Origin of the sequence: Fibrella rubiginis, from assembly GCF_017353185.1 — a bacterium.
Lineage (GTDB): Bacteria > Bacteroidota > Bacteroidia > Cytophagales > Spirosomataceae > Fibrella > Fibrella rubiginis.
On sequence record NZ_JAFMYV010000007.1, the window covers coordinates 203,386 to 222,473 of the forward strand.

Below are 19,088 nucleotides of genomic sequence, written 5' to 3' on the forward strand. Positions count from 1 at the left end.
TTAATCACTCTATGAACCTAACGCTTCAGCAAACAGACCGTTTTGAAGACCGCCATAACGGTCTAGTTGATGCCGATTTCGACCAGATGCTCAAGGCCGTCGGCGTTACGTCGATTGACGAATTGATTGAGCAAACCGTACCCGCTAACATCCGGCTACCGCGTCCGCTCAATCTGCCACAGCCCAAGGGTGAGCAGGCGTTTTTGAGCGATTTCAAGAAACTCGCTCAGCAGAACAAAGTAGTTACGTCCTACATCGGGCAGGGGTATTACGACACCATCACGCCCAACGTGATTCTGCGGAATATTCTGGAAAACCCCGCCTGGTATACCGCCTACACGCCCTATCAGGCCGAAATTGCCCAGGGTCGCCTGGAAGCGCTATTGAATTTCCAGACCGTAGTCTGTGATCTGACGGGCATGCCCATTGCCAACGCGTCGCTGCTGGATGAAGCCACCGCCGCCGCCGAGGCCATGACGATGCTGCACAGCCAACGTTCGGCACAGCGCAAAAAAGCTGAAACATTCTTTGTATCAGACCGTTGCCACCCCCAGACCATCGAGGTGGTCCGCACCCGCGCTACGCCCCTGAACATCCGCGTGGTGGTGGGCGACCACCGGCAGGTTGACCTTACGTCGGGCGACGTGTTTGCCCTGCTCCTGCAATATCCCGCCACCGACGGCGAGGTGTTCGACTATACCGATCTCATTGCTGCTGCCCACGAACTGGGTGTGAACGTGGCTGTGGCCGCCGATCTGCTGGCCCTGACCATGCTTACCCCCCCCGGCGAAATGGGTGCCGACGTAGTGGTGGGTACGTCGCAGCGATTTGGCGTACCCATGGGCTTTGGTGGCCCCCACGCGGCCTTTTTTGCTACGAAAGATGCTTTCAAACGGCAGATTCCGGGTCGCATCATCGGCGTATCTGTCGATGCACAGGGGCACCCCGCCCTGCGGATGGCCCTGCAAACGCGGGAGCAGCACATCCGCCGCGAAAAGGCCACGTCCAACATTTGTACGGCGCAGGTTTTGTTGGCCGTTATGGCGGGCAGCTACGCCGTGTATCACGGTCCGCAACGCCTCCGCGCCATTGCCGAACGCACTCACGGCCTGACCAAGCTATTTGCCAAAGCCGCCCGCCGCGCCGGGTATAGCATTGTTTCAGAGAATTACTTCGACACGCTCACCCTGCGCGTTGACGATATTGACTCGCTGAAGAAATCGGCACGGGCGGCACAAATTAACGTACGCTACCATGCTGACGGTGAGCGTATTAGTATTTCATTCGACGAGGCCAAAACCCTCGACGACGTGAAGACGCTGTTTGATGTGTTTGGTATTCAGGTGGGCGAAGACGACCTCACGGGCATGATCGACAGCCTTGAGCTAAGCTGGCCGGAGCGGCTGGTCCGGCAGTCGGAATACCTGACGCACCCGGTGTTCAATACGCACCACACCGAACACGAAATGCTCCGGTACCTGAAGTCGCTGGAGGAAAAAGACCTCTCGCTCGTGCACTCCATGATTTCGTTGGGGAGCTGCACGATGAAACTCAACGCCACCGCCGAAATGATTCCCGTGACGTGGCCGGAGTTTGGCAAGTTGCACCCCTTCGCACCGAAAGATCAAACGCTTGGCTATCAACAACTTTTTGCTGATCTGAACGCCTGGCTTTGTGAAATTACGGGCTTTGCGGCCATGTCGTTACAACCCAATTCGGGGGCGCAGGGCGAATACGCGGGCCTGATGGTGATTCGGGCATACCACGAAAGCCGCGGCGACACCCACCGCAACATTGCCCTCATACCGCAGTCGGCGCACGGCACCAACCCCGCCTCTGCCGTAATGGCCGGGATGAACGTGGTGATCGTAAAATGCGATGAGCGCGGCAACATCGATGTGGCCGATTTGAACGCCAAAGCCGAGCAATACGCCGAAAACCTGGCCTGTCTGATGGTGACGTACCCCTCGACGCACGGCGTTTTTGAGGAAAGTATCATTGCCATGTGCGCCAAAATTCACGAGCACGGCGGACAAGTGTACATGGATGGGGCCAACATGAACGCGCAGGTGGGTTTGACCTCACCCGCTACCATTGGTGCCGACGTTTGCCACCTGAATCTGCACAAAACGTTTTGTATCCCGCATGGTGGTGGTGGTCCCGGCATGGGTCCCATCGGTGTGGCCCAGCAATTGGTGCCGTTCCTCCCGGCGAATCCTAACGTAAGCCATTCATCTCAAAATGAGGGCATCCGGTCGGGGGCGGTGTCGGCGGCGGCGTATGGGTCGGCGAGCATCCTCACGATCTCATACGCCTATATTGCTATGATGGGTGGTGAGGGGCTGACCAACGCCACGAAGCGGGCCATCCTGAACGCGAACTACATCAAATCGCGCCTCGACGGGCATTTTGAGACGTTGTATGCGGGTGCTAATGGCCGTGCCGCCCACGAAATGATCATCGACTGCCGTCCGCTGAAACAGTCGGTGGGTATTGAGGTGGAAGACATTGCCAAGCGGCTGATGGACTACGGTTTTCACGCGCCCACGGTGTCGTTTCCCGTAGCTGGTACGATGATGATCGAGCCAACCGAATCGGAGTCGAAGGCCGAACTCGACCGTTTCTGCGATGCCATGATTGCCATTCGCAACGAGATTCGCGAGATCGAAAATGGCGAAGCTGACCGTACCGAAAACGTGTTGAAACACGCGCCACACACCGCCAACGTGGCCCTGGCCGATGATTGGAACCGGCCTTACAGCCGCGAAAAGGCCGTTTTCCCGTTGCCTTACGTCCGCGCCCGCAAATTCTGGCCGAGCGTCAGCCGCATCGACTCGGCCTACGGCGACCGTAACCTTGTGTGCTCATGCGTTCCTACAGACGCCTACGCCGATGAGGTCGTTACGTCGGAAGAGCGCATGGTGGTGACTGATGGGGGAGGGTACTAAACTAAGTTTGAGGTTTAAAGTTTAAAGTCTAACGTTGCTTCGCGCTCCAGGGGGCTGACGCATAGCCCTTCGACTGGGCGTCCCCGACAAGCTCAGGGTGACAGGCAAGTTGAATCAGGTTTACTGGACTGCATTAGATGGGCTGTCACCCTGAGCTTGTCGGGGACGCCCAGTCGAAGGGCTATGCGTCAGCCCCCTGGAGCGCGAAGCAACGTTAGACTTTAAACATTACATTAGACGTTGAACTCATTTCCATGCAAGACATAGAACCTTTCTATGGCTGGGAGAAGTACTATGCCGCCTCTGACGATGAGCGGTCTCCGTTTTATGAGCGGACGTATAATACAACCCAGTACGAGAACGATATCTACGGCTACTACATCCACCCTTATTGGGACGAAATAGGCTCAGAGACGCTGTATTGCAAGATTCTCTACGCCAACTACGACCGACAGGCCGTTGTCATCGAGTTGTTCGGTGAGTGGAACGATACCCTTCACAACGACATCATGTTTTTGAAACGGCAGGTCATTGACCCGCTTGTGCATGAGGGGGTGAAATACTTTCTGCTCATCGGCGAAAACGTCCTGAATTTCCACGGCTCCGACGACAGCTACTACGAAGAGTGGTTCGACGACGTGGAAGATGGCTGGATTACGGCGATCAACTTCCCCGAATTTGTGGAGACCGAGTGGATAAAATTCCGCCTCGACTACTACATCAATTTCGGCGGTACCCTCCACATTCCCAATTGGCGCACCTTGAAACCGATGGCACTGATCGAACTGGTGAACGGATTGGTGGTGAGACGTTTAGGTTAATGTACAATGTATAATGAACAATGGCTTCGCGCTCAGATGTTCCAGCGCGAAGCCATTGTTCATTGTACCGCATCGGCGGACCGATTATACATTGTACATTCTTAACCTATCTTTCGCCCTTCAAAAAACCATTCATGGAGACGAAAACAACCACCGAACAAGTACAGGCCGCGAAAGCCGTTGCCGCCGAAAAATTAGATGCCATCCGTACCGAGGCTGGTCAGCAACTAAGTGCCGCTGCCGCAAAACTGGACGAACTGAAAGATCAGTTGGTAGCCAGGGCACAGGAAATGGGCAAGGACATCGACGTGGAAGACCTGAAAGTAAAAGCTACTCAGCACTTCGAAACCGCCAAAGCCGCCACCGCCGAAACGCTGACCCACTTGCAGGGGCAGGCCGAAACGGCCTACGCCGCTGCCGCCGCTAAAGCCGACGAACTTCAGGACCTGGCCGAAGATAAATTCGACGAGCTTCGTATTGAGGCTGCTGTGCAACTCGCTGATGCTCAGGTAAAACTTGACGAAATTAAAGCCGAAGCCGCCCAACAAGTAGACGCCGCCACCGCCAAAGCCAAAGCGATGTGGAGCGAGTTGTTTGGTTAGCGAAGAGAAGGTTAATGTACAATGCATAATGTACAATGTATAATGTATAATGGCTTCGCGCTCGGAACCCCCAGAGCGCGAAGCCATTATGCATTGTACATTAACCTTTCAGTAACCCCAAATACACCCCATTCGTCCAGCCGAAGCCGTCCTGGTTGGGGTATTCGCCGCCGCCGGTGGTGAGGGCGGCATCAACTACGTTGTATTTCTCGGTCATCTTGCCCGTGGCTTTGAAGACCTTGTCGTTCAGGGCGAGCCAGCGGTTGCGCCCTTCGTTGGCGGTTTCTACGTAGCCGTAGTTCAGCAAGCCTTTGTAGACGACCCACTGCAGCGGTGCCCAGCCGTTGGGCCAATCCCACTGTTGGCCGGTTTGTTCCAGCGTTGTTACCCAGCCACCTGCCTGTAAGAAATCAGCTTTGAGCCGGTCATGCACGCGGCGGGCCTGTTCGGGCGTGGCCATGTTCATAAACAACGGAAATGCTCCTGCCAGTGTCAGGGAAGGGGTTTTTAGGAACGTTTTGGCATCGTAATCATGGAAAAAGCCGGTCTCGTCGTTCCAGCAATGGTCCACGATGGCAGTTTTGCGTTGGTCGGCGAGGTAGCTGAAATCAACGGCCTGCGCCTGATTGCCGGCCAGGGTGTAGGCTTTTTGCAGTGTCTTTTCCAGCGAATACAGCAGGCAGTTCAGGTCAACGGGCACAATGTTGGCAGTATGGATCGTAGCTAATACGTGCGGGTCGGCGCACCAGCGGCTGCTGAAATCCCAGCCCGATTCGCAGGCAGCGCGGATGTGGTGATACAGCGTTTCGGGAGCAATAGCCGATGCTTCGGCCTCTGGTGCCAGCTCCAGTTCCTGTCGGTAGGCTTCAGGCCGTGGCGTGGCCAGATCGTCGGAATACGTGTTAAGCGACTGGCCGCTTAACAAGCCTACCCTGCGTTGGTAAACGGCTTTGCCAGAGCTAGTTCTGATTGTTTTGTGCATCCAGAAATCATATTCTTTCTGCAGCTGCGGTAGGTACTTGGTTAACACGGCTGGCCCGTCGATATCGGCCAGAAGCTGCACCATCAGGGCAAAAAATGGGGGCTGCGACCGGCTCAGAAAGTACGTCCGGTTGCCATTGGGCACAAACCCGAACTGATCAATCAGATACGCGAAATTGGCGAGCATCCCCCGAATTAGATCGACCCGTCCCGATTCGCGGAGGCCGAGCATGGTGAAGTAGCTGTCCCAGTAAAATATCTCGCGGAACCGGCCGCCCGGCACCACATACGGATGGGGCAGCGCTACCCGCGAATCGTAGGGTACGGGCACGTCGGCCACGCGTGTGAGACTGTTCCACAGGCCGTTAATGTGTTCGGCACTGGATAGGGTGGTATCACTCACATAGCCCGACGCGACCTGTTCGGGCAGTGTAAAGTGTTCATAGACAAATGCTTTTAAATCGAAATCAGGCTGTTGCCGCTGTTGTTCATACAAGGCCTCAATTGCTACCGGGTCCTGTTTCGGCACACAGTCGGGAAAGGTTTTAGAATCGGCGAAGATGCCGCTAAGCTGCACATCGTGAAAAAGCAGAGTCATACTTAAGAGTGGATTAGCGAAAGGGTAAATGTATGGTGGAGCGTTGCTCCGGTGGGCCGTCAGACCAATTCTGCACAAATTTATCCATTACCACTGGCCTGACGGCCTACCGGAGCAACGCTCCGCCGTACATTCGCTTTTCACTCCTCCGCTCCTTAACCTATGCTTCGCCTAAAAATCTCCCTTTTCCTAAACTACATCGTTTTTGCCATCCTGCTCAACAGCGTCGGCATTGTCATTCTACAGGTGCAAAGCAGCTACGGCGTTTCCAAAACCGATGCTTCTGTGTTGGAAGCGTTTAAAGACCTGACCATCGCCGTGGTCTCGTTTCTGGTGGCCTCCTACGTCACGCGCATCGGCTACAAGCGGTCCATGCTCATTGCCCTCGCTATGGTAATGCTGGCCTGCCTGCTGATGCCGCAGCTACCCGCTTTCTGGACTACGAAACTGCTTTTCGCCACCGTGGGAGCTAGTTTTGCGCTCATCAAGGTGTCGGTGTTTGCCACCATCGGCCTGTTCACCAAAGACGCCAACGAACACGCCAGCTTCATGAATTTTCTGGAGTCGATGTTCATGCTCGGCGTCATGTCGACCTACTTTCTGTTCGCCTCCTTTGTAGACGATGCCCATCCCGGTTCCACAAGCTGGCTCGCTACCTACTACGTGCTGGCGGGCATTGCCGGGGCGGCGTTTCTGCTCCTGCTCACCACCCCCCTCGACGAATCCAACATACAAAGTCAGGACGAAGCGGTGGGCCTCAACAACATTGCCGACATGCTCCGGCTTGCCGCGCGACCGCTGGTGCTGGTGTTTATTTTCACGGCTTTCACCTACGTGCTCATGGAGCAGGGCATCATGAGCTGGCTACCCACGTTCAACAAAGATTACCTGAAGCTACCCTCGTCGCTGAGCATTCAGATGGCGAGTATTCTGGCTGCCAGCACCGCCCTGGGACGGCTTCTGGCTGGTTTTGCGCTGAGAAAAGTGACGTGGTATGCCCTGCTGATGATCTGCCTGGTTGTGGCTGCCGGGCTGGTTTTCCTGGCCCTGCCCCTCGCCGAAAAGGCCAGCAACGCCGCCATTGCCGGTGCCGACTACGGCTGGTTCGATGCCCCGGTGGCGGCGTTCCTGTTTCCGCTCATCGGCCTGTTCATTGCCCCCATTTACCCGGCTATCAATTCGGCCATTCTGAGCAGCTTACCCCTGAAGCAGCATGGTCCCATGGCGGGCCTGATTGTGGTGTTTTCGGCCCTCGGCGGCACTACCGGCTCCATTATCACCGCCCGCATCTTCGAAACCTACGGCGGCCAAACCGCCTTCTACGCCTCGCTGGTGCCCATTACGCTGCTGCTAGTGCTGCTGACTCTGTTTAGAAGAATGCAAGGACGAATAGCGGCGTAAGAGAAACTGATTAGGCAGCAGCACTTTAGCAGTGAGACTGGCGGTGAACCCATCCGGAGCGTAACGTACCTGCAACTGCTGCTAAACCTTATTGACATCAGCCAAGGGCAGGTCGAAGAAATTGGCGACGTGCTTCTTGGGCGTATTTAACGCGTGGCCTTTGCTGACTGTCTGGTAGACATTCTTGCCCTCGACGGTCTGAAACTAGTACGGAACCGCCCCTAGGCTTGTATTAGAGGATCTAAGCCAATCTCACCACATACAATGCAACTACAACAAAAAAGCCAGTCACGATCTAACGTAACTGGCTGATTATCAAGGAGCCTCCTATAGGACTTGAACCTACGACCTATTCATTACGAATGAGCAACCGGACTTATTTTTCTCTTAGCCCTCTCTTTATATATATTCCTTAATACTACTGTAAAACAGATAGTTAAGTCTAAAATTATCCCTTATATCACCTTGACTTTTATCGCTGTTATGCGTTATGTATGTATATTTACATTGCACAACGCATTGCACACTGTCCTATCTGTGCAATGCGTTTTAACCCGCAAGACAGATGCAAGCCGCAACCCCTACCCTGTTCCATGATACCCGCCGTAGTACCGGGAATCTAAGTTTTGTCCGGTTATCAGTCTATGCCGACCGTAAGCAAAAACTGTTCTCAACAGGTACAAAAGTCACCCCCGACGATTGGAAGTTTCTGGAACGCACCAAAGGTGGTTTACCTGGAACGGTGAAAGATGAGGAACGCCGTAAACTATGGCAACGGTTCTACGGGCGTTTTACTGATGAATCCGGCAAAGAACAGGACGGGTTTTTGGTGCGAGCGCAAAACATCATTGCACAGTTGGGAGACGGGTTCAGCTTTGATGCCTTTGCCGATGCACTTGATAACTACGGTAAAGCGCAGGAACTCCCCACCGGGCAAACCGACGTTATTCAAGCTCTAATGAACATGGGTGCCACGATGCGAAAGACTGACCGGATCGGCAACGGCCAACTTTTCGAGTTCGCTGCAAGATCATTGCGCCGGTTTGTGGATTCGTTCACCGATGAGGAACGTAAAGAGTTTCTGAACATCCCTGTTCCCCGTGGGGGCAAAAAAATCCGCCCCGTTGCTACGTTGGAGTTTGCCCAACTAAATAGTAGTTTCCTCACTACGTATGAACAATGGATGTTGCATTATGGCCGCGCTGCTAAAAGCCCCGGTAAGCCCAATACACCTGCCAGCCTGACCACCGTAGGCTTCTATATGGGTAGGGTTCGGGTCGTGGTCAACGATGCCATACAGGCCGGAATATTGCCCGTTGCTGCTTACCCGTTCGGGCCGGGTCGGTACGTAATACCAGCTGGGGCAAACACTAAAAAAGCATTATCTAAAACCGACATTGACCGAATTAAGGGCGTTGATTGTCTACCCGGCACGATGGAGCAACGTAGCTTGGATTTGTGGCTATTCTCCTACTACTGCAATGGAGCTAACCTAACCGATATTTGCCATTTGACATGGGGTAACGTCGATTTGAAGGGCAATAAACTAACCTTCGTGCGGATGAAAACGGCCCGGAGTACCAAGCAGAAGCAAAGCAGTATTACAGCGTACCTACGGCCTGAAACAGTAGCAATTCTCAACCGCTGGGGAACGGCTGACAAGCAAGCAACTAGTTACGTTTTCCCTTTTCTTACATCCGATATGGATGCCGACCGACGTAAACGCGAAGTGCAACAGGTTACGAAAGTCACGAACAAATGGATGAACCGAATAGGCGAAAGGTTGGGCATTGATGCCGATATGAATACCTACGCTGCCCGTCACTCATTTGCTACTGTTTTGCTTAAGTCGAATGCTTCTTTGGCTTTTATTTCTAAGTCGCTTGGACATACCAACCTCAAGACGACGGAAAGTTATTTAGGCTCCTTCGATGATGAGGAAGCTAAAGCATTTCTAAACGCCCTGTAAGCTAACCTCAACAAATGGAGAAGGAAGAACAGCCAGCCGCCGAACTAACAAAAGAAGAACGAATAGAAGCCCACTTTACAACCCCAAATGACCACTGGAACAAATACACGTTCGAGATTTATAATACGGCCACTGACAACGGATTGTTTTTTGATGTAGAGGTGCCTTTAGATGCGTTTACTCATGCTGAGGGGTTTCTTTTCACCAACCGGACTAAACCGTTAAGCGCGGTAAAGGCCCTGATGAATGACTTTGACGAACAAGGCCCGCCGTTTGCTGATGAGCAAAAAAGGTTCATGCTTACTCACCTGATTAGCTACTTTTCAGGGACAGTTTACAGCGATAACGACGGGAAAGAAATATCACTGAAAAAAATAGAGAGCTTACTGAAAAGAGAGAATGATAAATTGCACAGATCAGAGGTTGATAATTCTATTAACACTAGTTTCGACTGGCAAGCTGCTAAAACACACCTTGCTACCTTACCCGATACTACTGCCAAAATTGCTTATCTGATAGAGCAAAAAGCAGAGTACGAACAACGGGGTGGGGACGGCCTTATAATTGAGTGGTTTGGACCGGAATATGATAAGAAGTGCCAGACCGAAATAAACAAGCTAAAAGCCCTTGCTCAACTGGAACAACAAGAGCAAGCCGCCAAAAGTCCGTTCAAGGTCGCTGGTAAGAAAGGCTCAAAAACTGACCTTATCCGAGTGTTGAACGCTCTGTATGAGTTGCATTTGATCGAACTGGAAAATGGCCAGCGTCTGACCAAAAAACAGTTCATGCAACAGGTAGGCGGCTTTTTAGGCATTGATATGAAAAGCTATGAACAAACGTTAAGCAAGGCTTTAGAACAGCCTATAGAAGCGAATGCGGGGGTATTTGAGAAACTGCAACAGATTTCTCAAGCTCAAGTGGTAGCCCGTGGAGAGAATAGCCGCAAATGATTACTCAATATTCAGTACCCAAGCCCCCTAACCCGATGCCCTGACCTTTGGCAAAAGATTAAACGCCAAAGGTTATGGTCATTATTCAGCTTGACACTGAACAGTTAAAAAGTCTGATACAGACTGAATTTCGTAAGGTCTTAAACGACCAACCCCCCGCCGAATACCGGCCCGGCCCGAATGAGGAAAGACCCCTGAACGTGGGGCAAACTGCCGAATTTCTAGGTATATCAGAGCAAACGGTATATCAGAACATCAAGAAGATACCGCACAAAAAGAGGTTTGGTCGGCTGTACTTTATCAAAAGTGAACTGGTAGCCTATCTGGAAGCCGGAACACAGAAAACGGCGTAGGGAAGCATGAACGCCGAAACATACGCAACCGATGGGCCAAAGACGGGCAATAAACAACAGCCACCCATAATGGATATGCCTAACGAAGAGTTAGGCGAATTGCCCGATTATGACGACGATGACCCGCCGCCCCCTCGACCCGATCAGAAAGAGGGTATCAGTTATGCTGCTCTGTTGGACGAAATGGCCGTTTCGCCAACCGAAGATATTGGCCCCCCGCCTATCTGTATTACTATAGACAATGGTGAGACTACGGCAGTGCTGGGGACGTTGGGCAATCTGTCCGTAGCCATTGGTAAAGCTAAAAGCCGGAAAACGTTCTTGGTTGGTGCCGTTGTGGCCTCCCTTCTACAAGATTCGCCCGTTATCAACCGGATCAAAGGCCATGCACCAACAGACCGTGCAGTAGTCTTATACTTTGACACCGAACAAGGCCGCTACCATGTGCAACGCTCGATAAAGCGTATCTGTGCGTTGGCAAGCGTTACCGACCTCCCCAACCTAAGAGCCTACGGGTTACGGTCGGTGCCTACCCAGGAACGCCGCGCCGCTATCGAGTGGGCAATCTATAATACCCCCGGCGTGTTCTTCGTGGTCATTGACGGTATCCGGGATTTGGTCTTTGACATCAACAGTCCCGAAGAGGCCACGGCCACAGCCACGCGTCTACTTCGTTGGACGGATGAGCGGCAAATTCATATCCTGACCGTGTTGCACCAAAACAAAGGTGATCAGAATGCAAGGGGGCATTTGGGTACGGAGTTGGTCAATAAGGCCGAAACGGTCCTCAGCGTGACGAAAGATCCCGATAATAAGGCCGTATCAATCGTTGCCGCTGAACAATGCAGGGACATGGATTTTGAGCCGTTCAGTTTCTCAGTTAACAGTTATGGCCTCCCCTGTTTTGTCGATGAACCCGACAACCCCAAACCATCCAAAAGGGATAAGAAGAATAAGTCAGAGGCTATTTCCCCTGAAGAGGTGGACACTATTTTCAGCCGGGCGTTCACAATCGACACGCACTTAGGATACGGCCAACTACGCACCAACGTTTTAGCAGGTTCGCTATTCATCGGCAAGCCATTGTCCAAAAACGATGCTGAAATGCTGGTTAGTGAATCCCTCGCCAGTGGCCGACTAGGGAAAGAAAAGCCTGAAGGAAAAGGCCACGAAAAGTACTACCTCACCTCAAACAAAGACTGTCCTGATAAACTGTCCTGAACGCCTATTCATATATAGGCGTCAGGACAGTTAGGACAGTTGTTTTATAGTGTCCTGAAAGAGTGTCTTAGGACAGTCAGGACGGTTAGGACACTCTTACCCATGCAACCCGCAGAGCAACCCGCACAACACCGCCCGAACTGGCTAGACCTGCCAATCAGCTTCTTTGAGTACGATCAGCAACGGGGCAGCTTCGCTACCATACCCACCCAGCAAACGACCTTACGGCGTATTGCCACAACGGGGTATTACCGTCCCCTCATTGAAGCTATTCGCAACGAAGCCAATGCCACTGAACAGAGTGAATTGAAAAAGCAGTTACCGGCCATTAGCCCGGTATCGTTGATGTACCACCGCCGCCGTGATACCAGTTTTGCCCAAAAGATCAAACAGCAATGGCCGCTGTTGATGGGTGATATTGACCGTAAAGAAAACCCCGGCGTAGATATGGCTCAACTTAAAAGCCGCCTCACCCTACTGCCTTACGTATTGGTTTGCGCTCATTCAGTACGAGGTGGAATCTGGTTTGTTATTCGCCTACCTGATGAACAAACCCCGGACACGTTGGCGGCTCATTTCCGCTATCTACAACGGCTGTTCCGGGAACGGTTTGGTATTGAACTCGATAAGAGCAAAGGCGGCAACCCCACAGACTTGCGCTTTGTCTCCTATGACCCGGCCCCCTACCTTAACGACGGTGCAACGGTAATGTACAAGACATACACCTCGCCCAAGCCTCAGCCCGGACGTGGGACCGCCCGCCCGGTCGATTACAGCCGCTTTCGTGGGCATGATGAGGGCGAACTACTAACCCGGCTAGTTCGGCGTGTAGGAGCAGCCGCAGAGGGCAACAGGCATGACACGCTGTTAAAAGAATCCCGTTTGGCCGGTGGGTACATTGCCGCGGGCCGGATGAATGAACAAACCACTGTATGGGCATTGGAGACAGTAGCAAGTGAATGGCCTACGTTTACCAAATCACAAAAGACAATTCGGGACGGTATACGCTACGGCATGGCAAACCCGATCTACGCTGATGAAGCCCCACACCCCCCCCCAGCACCCACAAAACCCGCCCCCCTAGTCGTGCGAACATTTGCGGAATGGGGAGCTAACCCCGGCTCCATTTTACGGCCTGATGAATGCCAGTTAGAACGACTATCGGTTGAACCATGCGATCACTACCCGGCTGAGTGGGACGGTTAAGTTTGCCCTGCCTACATACCCTCGAACTCCGTGCTTTTTGAATTACAACGAAACGCAAAAGGCCGCTTGTTTCGGCACTTCTTTTTGATTTCCCGCCACCGCTTCACTATCTGTTCTACCTGTTCCCAATAGGTATAGCCGGTTTTTGAAGGCGGGTTAAAGAAGAAAATACCAACGCCGTGTTCCTGAAACAATTCGCGTTGCCGCCTTATGCGCTGAATATTATAATCTGACGTGATAACAACGCCTTGTTCAGCGCCAACTTTTGGTATCCAATCTTCATCTTGCGCACCCCGCCCAAACTCTTTACCAATAGCTAATACTTCAAATCCTTCATTCGCGTGAGTTTCTAATATATTGAGGGCTTCAGCTATTTGCGGGGGTAAATTCTCATCAATGTAAATTTTGGTCATGCCGCGATCCGATGAAAATTAATGGCGTCCTCAACTTGGTCGGGCGTCAGTTCATAAATACGACCAATGAAATCAGCCGATTCGCCACCCCGGTATAAATTAAAGACTGTTTCGGTCAATATGTTGGTGTCACCTACTACGGGTTGCCCAAACTGCCTACGGGGGTCAATAACAACGGTGTGTTTGCGGTCTAGCGGGAAAAAGCGGTTAGCCAACGACTGACGGTCAAAGTCAATCTTTTCACAGAAGGGCGTCAGTATTTCCGTGATCGTAATTTGAAGCGTCTGATCGGCTTGAATAATGTCGCCTACCTCACCCGTAAACAGCACGTCTTTACCGTCTGTGAGGATGTTTGATGTAGCAAACGGGTAGGCCGTTTTGAACACGTCTTCCAAAACCTTGTGTGCCTTAACAATCCGTTGGGCGGTAACGCCCCGGTCACGCAGTTGGTAGAAGGTAAAAAACTCGATCAGGGTATAGAAGTTCGTAACCAATTCCCGGCCTGTTCCATCCGAAAAAACGGTTTGGTCTGCTTTACCAAAGTGAACATTCCAGTATTCGCGCAGCCAACGCCGTACTTTGGCCTGTGGCAGACCAAGTATAGCGGCCACATCGGGCATTGTGTAAATGCCTGTGCCTAAGCTGAATACGTTTTTCTTCTCTACGACCACCCTGTTCTGTTTTGCGTAGGCAAAAATACAAATTCTGTACCACCTTAACCCACTTATAAACCCCCTCTACCTAAATATCAGCATCCTCCGCATACTCTGTATATTCCTCTAAAACGCTGTCGGTCATGTACTCAAGCCGCTTTTCTTGAGAAAGCTCTATGACCGATTCGTAGGAAATAAAGGTGCATGATTCCGATAATGGCCCCTTTTCCAGGAAAGCAAAAACGGGTCTTGATATTTCTTGCAACACCTTTTCTTTCCTGTCGATAGGGGCAACAATATGGGCTTCGATGGATAGGTTTGGTTGCAGAGCCATTAAATCAGCCATTCGCAAAATCCCTGAATAGATTGAGGTGGTATGTTCAACCTCAAAAGCCCTCACGATTGACCGCCCTTTTATCCACAACACATCAATATTTTCGATAGTCTTCAGCGTTGCACTATCATAGTTCAGGGGGAGTTGTTCGAGCAAGCATGTTGTTTTTGGTTGCCAGACATCTAAAACCCGTTGCCTATCGCTACGGGGTATCCATATTTTCAGGTTCATGCGTTCGCCTATTTCGGCTAGTAGTGCCTGAATCCTGATGGAATCCCGTTGCGTGTTTTGTTGCTGACTAGTATTGAGTAAGGCTACCTCATTGTCTGGTATTGAGACGGTTACTTGCTTGTTATCTTGGGTCTTTACCGTTGGCGTTTTGAGTACTTTATTATCTCTTTCGCTGAGTGGGTAGGTGACAGTATTAGCCGGTTGGCCAATCAATAGCTTTTCGAGATATTGCCCGTCTTTATCGTCAATCTTACGCAAACTCCCCCGTACCATGCCGGTCCAAGCCAGGCTTTTCTTAGGGAGCTTCTTAGTAAATGACAGATGGTTCCAACAAATATCAGCCTCAATTGGCGGGCTTTTATCAAGGGGCAGCCAGACCGTTGGGCCGACGTTGAAGCGAACGATGAACGGATCATTAACGGGTGTAAAAATTGGGCTGTCGTCTATGAAAAAGCTGCTTTTGATGTCGAGTACACCGACCCACCGGGACAATTTGGTAACGTAGCAAATGAGCTTGTCACCTACCTTGACGTTTGTAGCAATACTCCTTTGTCTTTCACGGAAACCAGATACCGACTGATCGGAGATGGTAAACGCTGCATACGTTTCTGGCGAAAACAGGTCTATGTAATATGCCATTTTCAGTTGAGTAATTGGTCAGTGAATAACTACGCCCGCCCCTCCACAATCGCTATTTCGGCGTCTGTCAACCCATACAGCCCGTAAACCAGCCGATCTATTTCGGTCTCTAATGCTGAGGTATCAGCAGTTGGGTCTACGGTTTTAGTATGTTCTATTTTCATTACTATGGTCTCAATTGATAAAGCATAACTATCACTTACTTTTAAAGGGAAGCTCTCTACATAATGAGCTGGAAACTGAGCAAACGCTTTGTTCTCCCCTGTTGTAAGCGATTTGTGTATATAATCGAATAGTTTAGAGTTCAGCTGAGCTAGGAAAAGAGAAATGTACTTTTCCTGGTGAGGAATTATCAGATAAAGATTTTTTAGAGCAATTAACATATTATCATCTGAGCAAGCAATTATTGAATTGCCTGTTCGTCTCATCAATATCTTTTTGCGTTTATATAAGTCTATATTGGCATTACTCTTTAATTCCTTCGGAAGAAACTTGACATAAGTACCACTATGAGCATAGGTATACTTGTTCACATCTCTGCCTAATAATATTGGCAACCATTGATCATCTTCTTTAACTGTGGAAAGCCATTTAGCGTTATCTCTTGTTTCAACGCCTCTGTAAACAATACATTGATCGCGAATTTTACTTTCTCGACTTAATATATCAGTTACCAATGTTGAAGCATTATTTTCAAATGGATTTTTGCCCCAATCCCAAAGCCTATCAATATCTCGAAAATTGTTATTGCCCAAATATTCTTTCAAATTTGGCAATTCTTTTTCTGTACTGTTCTTAGTGGTTAAAATGACTGTTTCAACAATTACATCAAAAGCTTCGTCTTTTAAATTTATTAATTCTAGATTTTTGTACATTGAAAGGTAACCTCTCAAATTAGTAAAATACCGGCCATTAAGCCAAGAATTAGGTATGATTAAAGAAACTATTCCATTTTTTCTTGAAAGCTTGCCTAACGACAACTCTACAAATAAGGAATATAAATTTGGATTATATTCGGCGGTTGTATAATACTTGATCATTAGGTCAACCATTTGTTTTCCATGCGTCGATTTAATAAGAACTAAATATGGAGGATTGCCAATAATTGCGTCAAACCCTATAAAGTCTCCTTTGTCATTGAGCACTTCAGGAAACTCAAACCGCCATTCAAACGAGCCACGATACAGGGCGTTGTTTTCAATGTCGGCAATTTCCCCTTCGATTTGGTCAATCAGTTTATCGAGCCGTTTCTTCTCTACCTCAACGAGTTTCGGGTCTTTGATGGCCGTCCCGAATACGTCAATGTTGTTATCTAACAGGATGCGTTGCCCCCGTAGCGTAGCGATGCGTTTACGGCGGGGGTCGCGGTTGTAGACCGTTTCGCGGAACTGGCTTTTGATCTCGTTAATGAACTGTTGCAGATCGGCTTTAGCCTCTTTGGTCTTTGCTTCTTTGTAGGCCGCTACGGCGTCTTTGTAGGTGCGTAGCGTAAACCGCTGCTTTTTGAATACGTCGCTGAGGTCTTCGGTTAAGCTGAATTTGCTCAACAGGCTGTTCCCCTGCTTAATGTTGATGTCGATATTAGGGAGCGTTTCCAGTTCACTAAAGCCTGATTCGTCAGTGTAGTAGGCATTCTTCAGTAGTTCAATCCAGAGCCGCAACCGGCATATCTTCACCGAGTTGGGGTTAATGTCAACGCCAAACAGGCAGTTTTCAATGATCGTTTGCTTTTCGTGAAACAGCGTCTTTTGCACCCGTTGGCGTTCAGGGGTAGGCTTGTCGGTGGACCCCAACACATACTGAAAGGGCGTTTCGTCCTCATCCTGTAGAATTAGTTCATCGTTGAGAATGCTCACTGTATAGTCTTTGATTCGCTTCCCCGTCGCGTCCTGCAAGACGCCCAAATCAGACTTCACGGCAATCAGTTCGTTGAGGGCCGATACCAGAAAATGGCCCGACCCTACGGCGGGGTCACAGATGCGTATGTCATTGATGAGGGCGTTAGCCTCAGCCCGGTCCAGGTCTTTGTTTTCCAGGGCCGCAAAGTCGGCACAGTTCCAGCCTTTAGCCTCATTAAACTTTTGCACCACCGCCTTACGGATGGTCTCCCGGCACATGTATTCCGTGATGAAGCCCGGCGTATAGAACGACCCGTCTTTGTAGCCGTTGATCTTCTCAAAAATCAGCCCCAGTACCGAGGCGTTAATGAGCGTCCGATTCTTTTCCTGAAGTACTTCCCGGCTTTCTGATGTGAAGTCATACGCCTCTAAAAAGGCGAACAGGTAAGCCAGGGTTGGTACGGCTTTCCCATTACGGTACGCTGAGTTCTCCAGTAATACGCTGTTGCGCAGCAGGGGAAGGTGTAAGCTGTTGTCTAATTGATTGATGCTAACGGTATCGTTTTCCAGGTCGGTCAACTCAAAGAGCGAACTGTTGAGGTAAGGCACCCGCCCAAACTTGGCCTGTATTGAGGCTTGCCGGTCGCTAGGCTTTTTGGCTAACACCCGAAAGAACAGCTTGTTGAGTTCGTCAAAATCGGGTATGGTAGCGTGATTCAGAAAGGCGAAGGCCTTGTTATCGTTGTGGTAGGTCACTACCTGCGATTCCAGCAACTTGAGAAACAGCACCCGGTTTACCCACGTAATGCATAGTTCGAGGGCCACGTTGAAAACCTGCTCGTCGGTGGTGGTGCCATATTGCCCCCGGTCGGTCAACCGGTTGAACTTACCCGATGAATCAAGCTCCAGTATCGTATTTTCCAGTAGTGACCCCTCATCCCGTTTACCGCTTTCCTTGCGCCGAATGACTTTCTTACCCCCGTCCTTAACCTCTTCTAAGCCGATCAGGTGTAAGAGTTCGGCGTAGAACTTAGGGTTCAGGCGGTTGCTATCCGTGGCCGTGGGCAGCTTCAGCAGGTGGGTAGGTGAGAGTACTTTGTAGAGCGGTAAAAGAGCCTTATCATTGGCCATGTTACCATCGGTAACAATGGTTTCAAAGCTCCGTAGGTCGAAATGAGCAAACCGAATTTCTTCCTCTAAATCCGCTAAAAACGGCTTAATGATCTCGCTATAGAACAGCTCATTGTTCTTACTGACTTTTCGCCCCCCGGCCCAATCTCGATACTCTTTGATGAGGTGGGCATTCCGAAAGAACAGCCGGTCAATATCTGCCGCGTCGAAGATGAACCACTCGTAGACGTTGGTAATGACACAATATCGGATGTCGTTGTTATGGGCGTCGAGCCGTTCCCGGAAGTAGTATAACAGCAGTTCGTGAAAGGCTTTGGCGTTGAGGTTGTGCAGGGTAATCATTTCGCCCTTGTTGGCGGGCCGCTTCACCTCAAAGAGCACCCCGGCGGGTGTAGTGGCGTCTTTGCCGTTGTGAATGACAAAATCGGTTTTGCCCTTTGGGGCTACAATGTAGGCTTCACCCAGGGCCGTACCATTGTAGTAGACTTCCTTGAGAAAGTCCATTAGATGCCCCTTTACGTTTTCCTCACTCTCCTTTTCATTGATGAGACCCATCAACTTGATATAGCCATGCCGGAAGCGGTCAATCTGTTCGCGGTTGCCTGGTTGTAAGCGGTAAGCCTTTTCGAGGGATTGCGTAGGCGTAATGGGTGTAAGCTGCATTTTCCGTAACTTTAAGAGTAGCGAAAGTAACGTAAGATTAACGTTCTAACTAGCTCACAACCGTTCTATTTGTCAAGTGGTCTATTCGCTGAAACAACGTTCTTAATCAGTCGCTACCTAGTACAGCCCAACATCC

Annotated in this window: 14 protein-coding genes; 9 read left to right on the forward strand and 5 right to left on the reverse strand. The window is 50.6% G+C overall.

Features of this window, described 5'->3' with window-relative positions:
* The first annotated feature begins 11 nt into the window (after positions 1-11).
* From gcvP to J2I47_RS15180, 3 genes are all read left to right on the forward strand, one after another.
* Positions 12-2,948 (forward strand): aminomethyl-transferring glycine dehydrogenase, encoded by a 2,937-nt coding sequence (gene gcvP / locus J2I47_RS15170; protein ID WP_207365433.1) that lies wholly within the window; start codon positions 12-14, stop codon positions 2,946-2,948.
* A 254-nt stretch (positions 2,949-3,202) separates the two neighbouring features.
* Positions 3,203-3,769, forward strand: a complete 567-nt coding sequence (locus tag J2I47_RS15175; RefSeq protein WP_207365434.1) for a hypothetical protein — start codon at positions 3,203-3,205, stop codon at positions 3,767-3,769.
* Between the two features lie 134 nt (positions 3,770-3,903).
* Complete coding sequence (locus J2I47_RS15180) at positions 3,904-4,371, forward strand: hypothetical protein (protein ID WP_207365435.1); 468 nt, start codon at positions 3,904-3,906, stop codon at positions 4,369-4,371.
* A gap of 100 nt (positions 4,372-4,471) precedes the next feature.
* Here J2I47_RS15180 and treF read toward each other — a convergent pair whose 3' ends face one another.
* Positions 4,472-5,950, reverse strand: a complete 1,479-nt coding sequence (gene treF, locus J2I47_RS15185; RefSeq protein WP_207365436.1) for an alpha,alpha-trehalase TreF — start codon at positions 5,948-5,950, stop codon at positions 4,472-4,474.
* Between the two features lie 162 nt (positions 5,951-6,112).
* Between treF and J2I47_RS15190 the strand changes: the two genes are divergently transcribed.
* From J2I47_RS15190 to J2I47_RS15215, 6 genes are all read left to right on the forward strand, one after another.
* A complete protein-coding gene (locus tag J2I47_RS15190; RefSeq protein ID WP_207365437.1) occupies positions 6,113-7,351 on the forward strand; it encodes an MFS transporter in 1,239 nt (412 codons plus the stop codon).
* Positions 7,352-7,916: 565 nt separating this feature from the next.
* On the forward strand, positions 7,917-9,320 hold the full coding sequence (locus J2I47_RS15195; RefSeq protein ID WP_207365438.1) for a tyrosine-type recombinase/integrase: 1,404 nt from the start codon (positions 7,917-7,919) through the stop codon (positions 9,318-9,320).
* 14 nt (positions 9,321-9,334) lie between these two features.
* Complete coding sequence (locus J2I47_RS15200; protein WP_207365439.1) at positions 9,335-10,270, forward strand: hypothetical protein; 936 nt, start codon at positions 9,335-9,337, stop codon at positions 10,268-10,270.
* A 74-nt stretch (positions 10,271-10,344) separates the two neighbouring features.
* On the forward strand, positions 10,345-10,623 hold the full coding sequence (locus J2I47_RS15205; RefSeq protein ID WP_207365440.1) for a helix-turn-helix domain-containing protein: 279 nt from the start codon (positions 10,345-10,347) through the stop codon (positions 10,621-10,623).
* A gap of 6 nt (positions 10,624-10,629) precedes the next feature.
* Complete coding sequence (locus J2I47_RS15210; protein ID WP_207365441.1) at positions 10,630-11,844, forward strand: AAA family ATPase; 1,215 nt, start codon at positions 10,630-10,632, stop codon at positions 11,842-11,844.
* A gap of 102 nt (positions 11,845-11,946) precedes the next feature.
* Positions 11,947-13,050, forward strand: a complete 1,104-nt coding sequence (locus J2I47_RS15215; protein WP_207365442.1) for a BT4734/BF3469 family protein — start codon at positions 11,947-11,949, stop codon at positions 13,048-13,050.
* A gap of 11 nt (positions 13,051-13,061) precedes the next feature.
* Here the strand turns inward: J2I47_RS15215 and J2I47_RS15220 are convergent, their stop codons facing one another.
* From J2I47_RS15220 to J2I47_RS15235, 4 genes are all read right to left on the reverse strand, one after another.
* Complete coding sequence (locus J2I47_RS15220; protein WP_207365443.1) at positions 13,062-13,463, reverse strand: PIN-like domain-containing protein; 402 nt, start codon at positions 13,461-13,463, stop codon at positions 13,062-13,064.
* On the reverse strand, positions 13,460-14,074 hold the full coding sequence (locus tag J2I47_RS15225; protein WP_207365444.1) for a DUF433 domain-containing protein: 615 nt from the start codon (positions 14,072-14,074) through the stop codon (positions 13,460-13,462). The genes J2I47_RS15220 and J2I47_RS15225 overlap by 4 nt, the downstream gene beginning before the upstream one ends.
* Before the next feature lie 130 nt (positions 14,075-14,204).
* Complete coding sequence (locus J2I47_RS15230; protein WP_207365445.1) at positions 14,205-15,320, reverse strand: type II restriction enzyme NmeDI-related protein; 1,116 nt, start codon at positions 15,318-15,320, stop codon at positions 14,205-14,207.
* Positions 15,321-15,349: 29 nt separating this feature from the next.
* Complete coding sequence (locus J2I47_RS15235; RefSeq protein ID WP_207365446.1) at positions 15,350-18,952, reverse strand: type IIG restriction enzyme/methyltransferase; 3,603 nt, start codon at positions 18,950-18,952, stop codon at positions 15,350-15,352.
* Positions 18,953-19,088: the final 136 nt, after the last annotated feature.